Source organism: Acinetobacter lwoffii (assembly GCF_019343495.1).
Taxonomy (GTDB): Bacteria; Pseudomonadota; Gammaproteobacteria; order Pseudomonadales; family Moraxellaceae; genus Acinetobacter; species Acinetobacter lwoffii_P.
Window position 1 is genome coordinate 889,258 of record NZ_CP072549.1, and the last position, 13,047, is coordinate 902,304.

The 13,047-nt window shown below is 43.3% G+C and carries 13 protein-coding genes; 8 read left to right on the forward strand and 5 right to left on the reverse strand.

Features of this window, described 5'->3' with window-relative positions:
- Nucleotides 1-28: 28 nt before the first annotated feature.
- Together J7649_RS04175 and J7649_RS04180 are read right to left on the reverse strand one after the other, a co-directional pair.
- Nucleotides 29-301 (reverse strand): HU family DNA-binding protein, encoded by a 273-nt coding sequence (locus J7649_RS04175; protein ID WP_004279807.1) that lies wholly within the window; start codon nucleotides 299-301, stop codon nucleotides 29-31.
- 162 nt (nucleotides 302-463) lie between these two features.
- Nucleotides 464-937 (reverse strand): phasin family protein, encoded by a 474-nt coding sequence (locus J7649_RS04180; RefSeq protein WP_219309520.1) that lies wholly within the window; start codon nucleotides 935-937, stop codon nucleotides 464-466.
- A 203-nt stretch (nucleotides 938-1,140) separates the two neighbouring features.
- Between J7649_RS04180 and J7649_RS04185 the strand changes: the two genes are divergently transcribed.
- The 8 genes from J7649_RS04185 to fdx all read left to right on the forward strand — a co-directional run bounded on the left by J7649_RS04185 (nucleotide 1,141) and on the right by fdx (nucleotide 7,309).
- Entirely contained in the window at nucleotides 1,141-1,791 is a 651-nt protein-coding gene (locus J7649_RS04185; protein ID WP_219309521.1) for a hypothetical protein, read from the forward strand.
- Nucleotides 1,792-1,903: 112 nt separating this feature from the next.
- Nucleotides 1,904-2,377, forward strand: a complete 474-nt coding sequence (locus J7649_RS04190) for an Rrf2 family transcriptional regulator (protein ID WP_004279811.1) — start codon at nucleotides 1,904-1,906, stop codon at nucleotides 2,375-2,377.
- A 1-nt stretch (nucleotide 2,378) separates the two neighbouring features.
- On the forward strand, nucleotides 2,379-3,596 hold the full coding sequence (locus tag J7649_RS04195) for an IscS subfamily cysteine desulfurase (RefSeq protein WP_004279813.1): 1,218 nt from the start codon (nucleotides 2,379-2,381) through the stop codon (nucleotides 3,594-3,596).
- Between the two features lie 104 nt (nucleotides 3,597-3,700).
- Complete coding sequence (iscU, locus tag J7649_RS04200; protein WP_004279815.1) at nucleotides 3,701-4,087, forward strand: Fe-S cluster assembly scaffold IscU; 387 nt, start codon at nucleotides 3,701-3,703, stop codon at nucleotides 4,085-4,087.
- A gap of 34 nt (nucleotides 4,088-4,121) precedes the next feature.
- Entirely contained in the window at nucleotides 4,122-4,442 is a 321-nt protein-coding gene (gene iscA / locus J7649_RS04205; protein WP_005107159.1) for an iron-sulfur cluster assembly protein IscA, read from the forward strand.
- 103 nt (nucleotides 4,443-4,545) lie between these two features.
- The gene (gene hscB / locus J7649_RS04210; protein ID WP_005107161.1) at nucleotides 4,546-5,061 is read left to right on the forward strand and encodes a Fe-S protein assembly co-chaperone HscB; all 516 of its coding nucleotides are present in this window, start codon (nucleotides 4,546-4,548) and stop codon (nucleotides 5,059-5,061) included.
- Nucleotides 5,062-5,095: 34 nt separating this feature from the next.
- Nucleotides 5,096-6,955 (forward strand): Fe-S protein assembly chaperone HscA, encoded by a 1,860-nt coding sequence (gene hscA, locus J7649_RS04215; RefSeq protein WP_005107162.1) that lies wholly within the window; start codon nucleotides 5,096-5,098, stop codon nucleotides 6,953-6,955.
- A gap of 15 nt (nucleotides 6,956-6,970) precedes the next feature.
- A complete protein-coding gene (fdx, locus tag J7649_RS04220) occupies nucleotides 6,971-7,309 on the forward strand; it encodes an ISC system 2Fe-2S type ferredoxin (RefSeq protein WP_004279821.1) in 339 nt (112 codons plus the stop codon).
- Nucleotides 7,310-7,398: 89 nt separating this feature from the next.
- Here the strand turns inward: fdx and J7649_RS04225 are convergent, their stop codons facing one another.
- The 3 genes from J7649_RS04225 to mfd form a co-directional block, all read right to left on the reverse strand.
- Complete coding sequence (locus tag J7649_RS04225) at nucleotides 7,399-8,844, reverse strand: adenylate/guanylate cyclase domain-containing protein (protein WP_180038714.1); 1,446 nt, start codon at nucleotides 8,842-8,844, stop codon at nucleotides 7,399-7,401.
- A 55-nt stretch (nucleotides 8,845-8,899) separates the two neighbouring features.
- Nucleotides 8,900-9,334, reverse strand: a complete 435-nt coding sequence (locus J7649_RS04230; RefSeq protein WP_004646760.1) for an HIT domain-containing protein — start codon at nucleotides 9,332-9,334, stop codon at nucleotides 8,900-8,902.
- Between the two features lie 228 nt (nucleotides 9,335-9,562).
- Nucleotides 9,563-13,021 (reverse strand): transcription-repair coupling factor, encoded by a 3,459-nt coding sequence (gene mfd / locus J7649_RS04235; protein WP_219309522.1) that lies wholly within the window; start codon nucleotides 13,019-13,021, stop codon nucleotides 9,563-9,565.
- Nucleotides 13,022-13,047: the final 26 nt, after the last annotated feature.

Sequence of the window (13,047 nt, forward strand, 5' to 3'; positions counted from 1 at the left end):
AGAAGGCGCGTTTCGTCGCTGGGTAAGCTTAAGCTACAGCGTCTTTTAAGCCTTTACCTGCTTTGAAGCTAGGTACTTTGCTTGCTTTGATCTCAAGAGTAGCACCAGTTTGTGGGTTACGGCCAGTACGTGCAGCGCGTTCTTTCACACCGAAAGTACCAAAACCCACTAAAGTTACTGTATCACCCGATTTTAAAGCTTCAGTAACAGAAGCAATTGTAGCATCTAAAGCTTTACCTGCGTCAGCCTTAGATAATCCCCCTTTTTCTGCAATTGCATCAATTAATTCTGATTTATTCATGAAGATTACGTCCTCTTAATATCGTTTATTTAAGGTTCAAGAATTGATTTAACATGCCATAACGCCTTTATAGCAATGCTTTAGGTATAAACGCAATACTTAAGAACCTCTTTTTTTTCAAAAAATATGCGAAAAAAACATTGAATAATAAATAAAGTCATTTTATTTAAGTTTTTTCGACAATTCTTCTTTCATTTTTTCTTGTTCCGCAGTCAACTGATCAACCTTGGCATGCAACTGAAGAATTAAACGTTCCAAATACTGTACATCCTTCAGTGTGACTAATCCTATACGATTCAATGAGTGATGAACAGAGTTGTCGATTAATTTTTCCACTTTGTCTTTGGTGTCTGTGACCGACTCTTTGGCCTTTTCCGAAACCTTCTCTACAGTTTGATCGGCAATATCTGCAGTTTTAGATTCAAGCTCTTCCCCGACCTTGACCAGCGAGTCAAACAGTTTATTGCCTTCTTCTTCTGCACGTGAAAAAGCTCCTAGTCCAGCCAACCAGATCTGTTTGGTGTATTTACGAAAATCAAGAACCGATTTGCGCTCTGAGGCAGATTTAGACTTGGTTGTCAGCGTTTTCTCATTCGAAGCTTCAGCTGAGTCTTGTGCTGTTTTTGACTTGTCCATGTGCACGGCTCCTGTTTGTTTTCTGCGCAATTATTATAAATTATTCTACAAAACCACTGCATAATAGCAAATTTAGTACTTGATAGATTTGATAAACTGTTCTACAAAGCAATTTATTTCAAGTCTAATTTGATTTAACCCTGAAATCTCTTCACAAGCAGGAAGCTTTTTCACTTTATATTTCAGGTAAGGATTGGTTGTATATGAGCGAATCGCAACAAAGTCAAAATCAACCGCATTTGTTGCTTACGATGACGTTAATTGTTTTAGAGACAATATTTACCTTCATTCTCAAGCATGATCGTGTCGTTGCATTACAGGCCAAAAAGTTTGTAGATAAAAACATCTCGATTAAAATCAATAGCTATATTCCGTATTTCGACTTTTATGTGCAATTCACCCCCAATGGACTATTGTTTGACCATAAAGCACCGGGCCGCATTGTCGACCTGGATGTGCGCACTACACTTCCCGATCTGATTAAAATTTTCATTTTTGGTAATCGTCGTAGCATTCGTAGCATGCGTATTGATGGTCATCAGGTTTTAAAAGATGAGTTTCGTGATCTGTTAACCGTATTCAGTTTGCCTAAAGTATTAGCCGACTGGAAACACTGGCTGTCTGATGCGCCGACGGATGAAGCGGAAATTATTGCCTCTAAAAAGCGTATTGCGCCGCTTCTAAAGAAAATTGAAGAGCAGCGTTCCAAGATCAATACCCTGCAAGTGGAAGTCAAACAGTATAAAAACCGCCTGAAACGGATTGAACGCCGTCAAAAGCGCATTAACATCATTTTTGGCTTGAGCAGCGTACTTTTGATTACGTTATTAGTGTATAATTGGCTGAGCATGTAAATCTTTCATTCTCCAAAAATTAAATCCCACTAAGGTCTACTAAAAATAACTTGACTAATTTAGTCGGGATTCATAAAATCTACACATCTAGTCTAACCATGTGTATCGAATCATGCGCCTAACCACTCGCGGTCGCTACGCTGTGACTGCTCTACTTGATCTAGCTTTGCAGCCTTCTGAAAAAACGATAACGCTCGCTGAAATTGCAGCACGTCAAACTATTTCTGTTGCTTATCTTGAGCAGTTATTTGCGAAGCTCAAGCGTCATGGTTTAGTTTCTAGTGTTCGTGGCGCAAATGGTGGTTACCATTTAGCACGTAATGCAGATGAAATTACTGTGTTAGCAATTATTGAAGCTGTAAACGAAACAGTTGATGCGACTCGCTGTGACCATAAAGGCAACTGCCAGAATGGTGCGATGTGCTTGACTCATGATTTATGGCAGGAACTCTCCCATCACATCGCCGATTATTTAGAAAAAATCTCGCTTGCTGATCTGGTTGCACGTGACAACGTCCAGACTGTGTCATTACGCCAAAAATCAGCACCTTTAGATTCAGCCCTTTTATCGGTTACAGGTATTTGACATGAAACGTCCGATTTATCTTGATTATGCAGCTACAACTCCTGTAGATCCTCAGGTTGCTGAACGTATGATGGAATGCTTAACATTCGATGGTACCTTTGGTAATGCGGCATCTCGTTCACACGCGTATGGTTGGCAAGCAGAAGAAAAAGTTGAATATGCACGTGAACAAGTTGCGAATTTAATTAAAGCTGATCCACGTGAAATCGTATGGACTTCGGGTGCGACCGAGTCAGACAACCTTGCGCTTAAAGGTGTAGCTCATTTCTATGCATCTAAAGGTAAACATATCGTTACCTCTAAAATCGAACATAAGGCAGTTTTAGATACCTGTCGTGAGCTTGAGTCTGAAGGTTTTGAAATTACCTATATTGAGCCTCAACCTCAAACCGGTTTAATTACTCCAGAAATGGTACAGGCAGCGATCCGTCCAGATACGATTCTTGTTTCCCTGATGATGGTGAACAATGAAATCGGTACTGTGACTGATGTTGCAGCGATTGGTGAAATCACTCGCGCCAACAAGATTTTCTTCCATGTAGATGCAGCTCAGGCGGCAGGTAAAGTTGAAATTGATCTTTCAACTTTAAAAGTAGACTTGATGAGTTTCTCTGCGCACAAGATCTATGGCCCTAAAGGTATTGGCGCACTGTTTGTACGTCGTAGCCCACGTGTACGCCTTAAAGCTGAAATGCATGGTGGCGGCCACGAACGTGGTATGCGTTCAGGTACCCTTGCGACTCACCAGATTGTAGGTATGGGTGAAGCCTTTGAACTTGCAGGCAAAAACCTGGAAGCTGAACAGACTCGTTTACGTGTACTTCGCGACAAGCTGTGGAATGGTTTACAAGGTCTTGAACAAGTGTTCCTGAACGGCCATCCAACACAAAACGTAGCGAACTACCTGAATATTAGCTTCAACTTCGTTGAAGGCGAATCATTGATGATGGCATTGAAAGATGCTGCGGTATCTTCAGGTTCGGCATGTACATCTGCAACACTTGAACCATCTTATGTACTTCGTGCATTGGGTCTTTCAGACGAACTTGCACACAGTTCGATCCGCTTCAGCTTCGGTAAATACACCACTGAAGAAGATATCGATCACGTATTGACTATCACTAAAGCTGCTGTTGAGAAGTTACGTGAACTTTCTCCGCTTTGGGATATGTATAAGGAAGGTATTGACCTTTCTAAAGTTGAGTGGGCTGAGCACTAATTTTCATTCTGAGATAGTGACAAATCCGTTGCTATCTCATTGAGAAAAGTTTTTTTACCCCCATATTTAATACTAAGGCTGACCCCGAGGTTTGGAGAAGCAACATGGCTTATAGCGAAAAAGTAATTGATCATTACGAAAACCCTCGTAATGTTGGCGTTTTAGATAAAAATGCTGAAAACGTTGGTACTGGTATGGTTGGTGCGCCAGCATGTGGTGACGTGATGCGTTTACAGATTCAGGTAAACGACGAAGGTGTGATTGAAGAAGCACGTTTCAAAACTTATGGTTGTGGTTCTGCCATTGCATCAAGTTCACTTGTGACCGAATGGCTCAAAGGCAAAACTTTAGATCAAGCTCAAGCGATCAAGAACATTGATATTGCAACTGAACTTGCACTTCCCCCAGTAAAAGTACACTGCTCTGTTCTTGCTGAAGATGCAATCAAAGCAGCTGTAGAAGACTACCGTAGCAAGAAAGTTAAAGCTTAATTGTTCCACGTTTTGAAATTTTAACGGAGTTTTCATGATCCATTTAACTGAAAATGCTGCAACTCATATCAGCAATTATTTAAAAAATCGCGGTAAGGGTGAAGGCATTCGCGTTGGTGTGAAAACTTCAGGCTGTTCTGGTCTGGCCTATGTGCTCGAATTCGTTGATGAAGTCGATGCACATGACCAAGCCTTTGAGCAGTTTGGGGTTAAAGTATTTGTTGACCCGAAAAGTCTGGTTTATCTTGAAGGTATGGAGATGGACTATGTTAAAAACGGCTTGAACGAAGGCTTCGAATTTAACAACCCCAACAAAAAAGGCGAATGCGGTTGTGGTGAATCCTTCACTGTATAAACCCGGCAGTTATTCTCTTTTGACATTAAAACAGTGTGTTTCACACTGTTTTAATTGCATTTATACAGTTATTTTTGCTCATTAATCGCGGATCCCATCTCCCATGAATCATTTTGAGTTGTTCAACCTTCCTGTAGCACTCGATATTGATTTGGCGGCTTTAAAGACTGAATTTTTAAAGTTGCAGCAACAATATCACCCAGATAAAGCTGAAGACAAAGATCAGGCTCTGATTAAATCAAGTGATATCAATCAGGCATTTAAAGCCTTGTCAGCGGTCGATAGCCGTGCAGCTTATTTACTGTCTCTCAAGAAACAGGATTATCACTTAGATCAGTCGATCAGTGATTTTGAATTCTTGCAGGACGCTCTGGAAATTCGTGAACAACTTGACGATGCAACCTCTGCTGAAGATTTAACTTCACTGAAAGTCGAAGTCCAGCAATGGATTGAAGGCTTGGTTCGCGAGTTCAAAATTGATTATGCGGATGAAGACTGGGCCGAAGCACGCGATACAGTGCGCAAACTACGCTTCTTCGTTAAAGTCATGGCCGATATCGACAAAGCGGAAGACCGCTTCCTGGACGATGACAGCTTTGATCTTGATGATGATTTCTAATTTTTAATATTTAACGTGCAAAGGATGTAACACTATGGCTCTCTTGCAAATTGCAGAACCAGGTCAATCAAGTGCACCACATGAACACCGCATTGCGATTGGTATCGATTTAGGCACCACCCACTCTTTGGTTGCCACGGTTCTTTCAGGTAAAGCCAAAGTACTTAATGACGAACAAGGTCGTGTGCTACTTCCTTCTATCGTGCATTATGCAGAACAACAGACTCAATACGGCAATGAAGCTGCGCCTTTCATTACTACTGACCCCAAAAACACCATCGTTTCTGTGAAACGATTTATGGGTCGTTCGAAAGCTGACATTAAATTCCAGCATCCTTATGCGTTGGTTGGTGAAGCAAATGAAATGCCGGCTTTTGAAACTGCACAAGGCCGTAAGACTCCGGTTGAGATTTCTGCAGAAATTTTAAAGCAGTTGAAAGACCGCGCTGAAGCCAGTCTGCAAAATCCGGTCAATGGTGCCGTTATTACTGTTCCGGCCTACTTTGATGAAGCACAGCGTCAGGCAACCCGTGATGCTGCTCAACTTGCTGGCTTGAATGTTTTACGTTTGTTGAATGAGCCAACCGCTGCTGCTGTTGCTTATGGTCTCGATCAGGAAAGCAACTTAAGTACAGATCGCAACTATGTGATCTACGACTTGGGTGGTGGTACCTTTGACGTTTCGATTCTGCGGTTTAGTCAAGGTGTGTTTGAAGTTCTGGCAACCGGTGGCCACACTGCCCTCGGTGGTGATGACCTGGATCGTTTGATCCTGAAATGGGCCAAGAAACAACTGAATATTGACACCTTGAATGATGCAGAATATGCACATTTTGTGGTTGCAGCACGTAAAGCCAAAGAAGCTTTGTCTGATGCAGATTCAGTTCAACTCAAATTGCTTGATCAGGTATTGACGCTTGACCGTCCGACATTTGAAGAGATCATTAAAGTTGCTTTGGATAAGACCATCAGCGTATGTAAGCGTGTGATGCGTGATGCCAAGCTTGAACTGGATGACATTCAAAATGTCGTTTTGGTCGGTGGCTCAACCCGTTCTTATGCAGTACAAAAAGCCGTGCGTGAAGTATTCAATCAAGAACCACTATGCACTATTAATCCGGATGAAGTGGTTGCGATTGGCGCATCAATTACTGCGAACCAATTGATTGGCAACTCAACTGATGGCTCATTACTATTAGACGTGACGCCTCTGTCTCTTGGTCTTGAAACCATGGGCGGACTGGTTGAACGATTAATTTCGCGTAATACTGCGATTCCAGTCGCTCGTCGTCAGGAATTTACGACTTATCAAGATGGCCAGACTGCCATGTTGATTCATGTGGTTCAAGGTGAACGTGATCTGGTTGAGCATTGCCGTAGTTTAGGGCGTTTTGTCCTGCATGGCATTCCACCAATGACTGCCGGTCAGGCACGTATTGAAGTGACGTTCCAGGTCGATGCAGATGGCTTGCTGACTGTATCTGCCAAAGAAACCACCTCTGGCGTGACGGCTCAAATCGATATCAAACCATCTTATGGTTTATCGGGTGAAGATACTGAACGTCTGTTGCTAGACGGTTATAAGTTCGCTGAAGAAGATAAGAATCTTCGTCATTTGAATGAAACCAAAGTGGAAGCACAGCGTGAGCTGGAAGCACTGGTTCAGGCACTCAAAGCGGATGCCGGTCTGTTGACTGAAGATCAACTTGCAGCACTGCAAACTGCGCAAGCACAACTTGAAACTCAGCTTCAGGGTTCAGATATCAAAGCGATTGAATCTGCCGTTGAACAGCTTAAAATACATAGTGATGCTTTTGCAGCAGCACGTATGAATCAACATATTGATGCAGCTCTTAAGGGCACTAAACTCGACGACTGGTCAAACTCAAACTAATTTAAGGTAACGACTATGCCACGTATTAAAGTTCTTCCACATGCGCAGATTTGCCCCGAAGGTGCTGAGTTTGAAGTCGAACAAAATGCCAATCTTTGCGAAAGCCTGCTAAAAAATGGCATTAAAATCGAACATGCTTGCGATATGTCAGCAGCGTGTACCACCTGCCATGTAGTGGTACGCAAAGGTTTTGACAGCCTGGAAGAAATGGATGATGTTGAAGCTGACTTACTCGATCGTGCCTGGGGTTTAGAACCTGATTCACGTCTTTCTTGTCAGGTTAAACTGGACGATGAAGATCTGGAAATTGAAATTCCAAAATACACCATTAACCATGCGTCAGAAAATCACTAAGATTTTCGTTGCAGGCTAAAATAAAAAACCACGCTCAGGCGTGGTTTTTTCTCTTTATAAGAAACAATTAAAGTAAATTTACATGAACTTTAAATGTGTTCAATTACTTCATCCTCAAGCTTCAATTTGACAATACCTTGTGAATTGGTCATTTTCTGCTGAGTTTCAATGCGTTTAATCATTTTTTCTAGTACATGAATCAGCTCAGGATATTCAAAGTTTTGCACTTCATCCAGATTCAGCAATAAATGAAAGCCCTTATATTCATAATCGAACCAGCGCTGATACTCGACTTTCTGAGACGCATATTTTTCCATGACCTGCCAGGTTCTTACAGGTGCTTTAATGCCTTTCAAGAATATCGGCTTTTTCGGTGCACAAAGATAATCATCTTTGATCAGATTATGAGTATCTTCCGAAATCAGGATTTCATCGACTTCCGCTGCACTTTGCAAACGCGCTGCCAGATTGGCATCACGTCCTACAATGGTATAAGCCATACGATGCGTAGCCCCATAATTCCCTACGTGGCAATAACCGGTTGAAATCCCCATGCGGATATGCAGTGGCGGATAACCCATTTTAATCCAGCGTTCCCGCAGCAATTTCATTTGCTGACGCATCGCCAATGCCATTTCCATACAGTTCTTAGCATCCTGTTCCACACCTTCGGAGTTCGGATCACCAAAGAAAATCAGGATCGCATCACCCATGAATTTATCGACAGTCGCTTCATAATTTTTAGCGATTTCGGTCATATGCCGAAGATAGTCATTCAACAGGAATGCTAAATCATCTGGAATCAGAGTTTCAGATAGCTCTGTAAAGCCTTGAATATCAGAGAAAAAGATCGTCAACTTTTTACGTTTATATTCAATTTTGGCTTCAGATTCACCTTTCATAATGGATTGCCATAACTGCACGGGCGCATAGCGACTCAGCTGATTGGCAAATTCCATATAACGGTTCATCTGTTCGAAATAATGGTCTTTTTTCTGGGTCATGTATTGCACACGACCACTTTGATAAAAACTTCCGACACCAAAATAGGTAATCAGACAGATAAAGCCTAAAACGGTCAACTCACTGCTGGTCGGTTCGAAATAATTATTAAACCCAAAGACCAGAATATTGGCCAGATAAAAAAGCGTAATCCCGATCAGGCTGGCTAGAGATGCCATCATAAATGAAATTTTATTGCTGATCGCGGTATAGAGCACTGCGACCAGACCCAGCAAGGACAAGACCAAGTCCAGATGCACGGCCGCCAAAACCACCGAAATGACAATGACATCAATCAGGAAAAGAATATTACGCCGGATGTGATAATCATGACGATAGATCAGCCAGCGAGATAGTTTCGGTGTAATTAGCAAAACCAGAAACAAAAAAAATGGAACAAAAAGCTGATACTGGGTATCTGGTTCAGTGTAATGAAAGACGACCAGAACCACAGACAGCATGATGTATCCCATCATGCGATGGAAATACTCAAACTGATGGGGTTCTTTTTGAATCCAGTCGTCTAATTGCACTCACTCACTCCCTGAAGTCCGCAACTGTTCATGGTTCTCGGAATGCCTTGGCTGATTAGTCCATGCGCCAGTCAAATGGCATGTCGCCCTGACCACGTAAAGCCAGCATTAAGGTTTGACGCATATGTGCCAATACTTCACTGCTATAAGGAACAGCAGGTGTACCCCAAACAGGCTTCGGCCATGCAACGTCGTTCTGATAACGAACTACATGATGAAAATGCAATTGCGGCACCATATTACCCAGCGCTGCTACATTCATTTTATCTGCACGGAAAACACGTGCCAGCTGGCTTGATAACCAGCTTGACTCTCTTAAAAACTGCTCTTGGTCAGCTTGACTCAATTCATATAATTCAGAGACACCCGGCACACGTGGAATCAGAATGAGCCAGGGAAATTGCATATCATTCATCAAACGACATGTTGACAAAGGAAAGTCGCCTACAAAAAACGTATCTTGAGCAAGTTGTGGATGCAAACTAAACATATCTTTATAAATGATGCAAAATTAGAATGATGGCTAATACTAACATATCCAACTGAAGCTGAATATTGAAAGCAATGTGTTTAAAGACAAATTCTCATGATTTGTTGCGAAGCACATCACAACAATTACTGTAAACAATTCATTAAAAAATCAAGCCTGTTGTTCCTGCAAACTTCATTGGAAAATGAAACCCAAACTGAATTTTCAGGCTGATTTAATCGAATAAAATCAGTGCAATTCTTTAAGCAGACTGTCCAGTAAATCCTGTATAAACTGAATCCGCTTTTGATAGTCTTCCAGCATGACCATGACTTTTAGACGTTGACCGCCATCCATCCGGAAATAGGTCGGATGTTTCTGCATCATCTGGATAATCGTCATGGCTTGAACCGGAGTATCCGGTGCAAATTCAATATGCCCACCCTGACTGCTGATATCAATTTTAGTAATACCAAGCTGCTCGGCTTTCAATCGAATCTGATGTACAGCAAAGAGCTGTTTGACCGGTTGCGGCGGTATACCAAAACGATCAATCAATTCCATCCGGATATTATCCAGCTTTTCCTGGGTATCGGTATTACTGATGCGTTTATAGAACAACAGACGTTGATGCACATCACCCAGATATTCATCCGGAATCAGTGCTGGCATATGCAGGGTAATTTCGGCAGTCAATGACAATGGTGCGTCGAAGTTTGGCGTTTTACCTTTTTGAATGGCTTTGGTGGCTTTTTCCAGCATTTCCATATACAGGCTATAACCAATCGCCTGCATCGAACCACTCTGCTGTTCACCGAGTAATTCACCTGCGCCGCGAATTTCCAGATCTTCAGTTGCCAGCATAAAACCGGCACCCAAAGTTGAAGCACGCTGAATGGCATCCAGACGTTTTTCTGCATCACCTTTTAAGGCCTTTAATGACGGTACCATCAAATATGCATAAGCCTGATGATGTGAGCGCCCTACACGTCCGCGTAGCTGATGTAATTGCGCCAGGCCCAGTTTGTCGGCACGTTCAATCAGAATGGTGTTGGCATTCGGAACATCAATCCCGGTTTCAATAATGGTCGAACATACCAGAACATTATATTCCTTGTGATAAAACTGCTGCATCACCTGCTCCAGTTCACGTTCACGCATCTGTCCGTGGGCCACAATCACCCGCGCTTCCGGCACCAGTTTACGGATATGCTCGGCGGCACGATCGATTGTATCAACTTCATTATGCAGAAAATAAACCTGACCACCGCGCAGCAATTCACGCAGAATCGCTTCTTTAATGGTGTCATCGGTATGTTCCTGCACAAAGGTTTTCACCGCAAGACGGCGTGCCGGCGGTGTGGCGATAATCGACAGATCACGCATGCCACTAAAGGCCATATTCAGCGTACGTGGAATTGGAGTCGCAGTCAGTGTCAGCATATCAACATCGGCACGCATGGCCTTGATTCGCTCCTTGTCGCGCACACCGAAACGATGCTCTTCATCGACAATCATCAGACCGAGATTCTTAAACTGGACATTTTCCTGCAAAATCTTATGTGTACCAATCACAATATCGACTTTACCTTCAATGAGGTCGTCAATGGTCTTAGTATGTGCTTTGGAAGAACCGAAACGTGACAGCACTTCAATCCGGACCGGCCAGTCGGCAAAGCGGTCTTTGAATGAATCATAATGCTGCTGTGCCAGCAAGGTGGTTGGTACCAGAATCGCCACCTGCCGATTATTCTGCACTGCAACAAATGCGGCACGCATCGCGACTTCTGTCTTGCCGAAACCCACATCACCACACACCAGTCGATCCATCGGCTTGGCCTGCTGCATGTCATGCAGTGTGGCTTCAATCGCATTGGCCTGATCCAGTGTTTCTTCATAGGCAAAGCCACTAGAAAATTGCATATACAGGCTTTGATCGACTTCAAAACTGATTCCAGGTTTGGAAGAACGCCGTGCCTGAATATGCAGCAATTCGGCCGCGACATCGTGAATCTGTTCCAGCGCTTTACGTTTGGCTTTATTCCATGCATCCGTACCCAGTTTATGCAACGGTGCCAGATCCGGATCACCACCACTATACCGGCTGATTAAGTGCAGATTGGTCACCGGCACATAGACTTTGGCGGCATCTGCGTAATCCAGTTGCAGGAATTCGTGATCCTGATCATCAATACTTAAGGCGACCAGACCGGCATAACGTCCGACCCCATAATCGATATGCACCACAGGTGCGCCCATGGTCAGCTCAGTTAGACTTCGGATCAGAAACTCTTCTGAAACTTCCTGTTGACGTTTGCGACGGCGCTGTACCACCCGATGTTCATAGAGCTGATTTTCAGAAATTACGCTGACACGATCGGTCAATACCAGACCACGCTCCAAAGGCGCATTGGTAATGGCAATTGCATACAGAGATTGAATAAAACTATCGAAATTTTCAACCGTGGGGATATCACCCAGACTTGGTCTTAATGCATCTTTAAGACTTTCACGGCGTCCAGCACTTTCAGCCACCAGCAGTACCGGATGATTGGCCTGATCAATATATTTTTTGACTTCATGAAACGGTTTTTCACGTTTCGGGTCTACGGGTAGACGCGGTGGCAACTGGGTATCAAGATTCAATACCCCAGCTTTTTGATCAAAAGGTGTTTGTGCGGCAATGATGCGTGCAAACTGGTTCAAGTGCTCCAGCACCTGATTGGTCTGAAAAAACAGGCTTTCAGGCGGCATAATCGGCTGATCGACATTGTGGCGGCGATCTTCATAACGACGCACCACATCCTGCCAAAACTGGCTCAGACTTTCGTCCAAAGCCTTATCTGTAATGACAATACCATTCTTAGGTAAGTACGAAATCAGCGAACTTTGGCCTTGCATGGCTTCCGCGCTGAAAAACAAGGGCAAATAAAACTCGATTCCAGGAGAGACTATGCCATCCATCACATCCTGATAGATGGGGTTTTTCTTTGGATTCGCGGTCGGGAAAAATTCGGCATAGCGGTCACGGAAAGTGGCACGACCTTCCTTGAGCGGAAATTCCTGTGCCGGCAATACGGTAAACTGCTGCAAACTTTGCGTGGTGCGCTGAGTTTCGGCATCGAAAAATTTCAGGCTTTCAATTTCATCATCAAACAGGTCAATCCGAATCGGTGCTTCCTGTCCCGATGCGTAGATATCCATGATACTGCCGCGTACCGCGAATTCACCTGGATCATAGACGGTATCGACCAGATGATAACCGGCCTGAATCAACTTTTTCTTTTGTTGTTCCAGATCAAATTTCTGACCGACATGAATATCGAAATGCTCACCCAGAATCCATGAGGTTGGCGCCACACGTTGTGCCAAAGTTGAGGCGGACAACAACAGTACACCAGTTTTGGGCATATTGGATAAGATTGCCAGACGTTCCGAGACAATATCCTGATGTGGGGAGAGACGATCATAAGGCAAGATTTCCCAATCCGGAAAAATCGTGGGTTTAATCCCATAAAATTCCAGTTCACTTTCCAGTTGACCCAAATGCTGATTATTACGTGCAATCACGATAAATAAACGCGATTGCTGCTGCACGATTTCTTTAAGCAATAATGCAGTTGAGGAACCTTGCAGATTGCCTAACCAGCGTTTCTCGCCTGCTTTGAGCTGTGGTAAATTGAGTTGGGAAATTTCTTGTTGGAACATGGATATAGCTTTAAAGTCTAAATAAC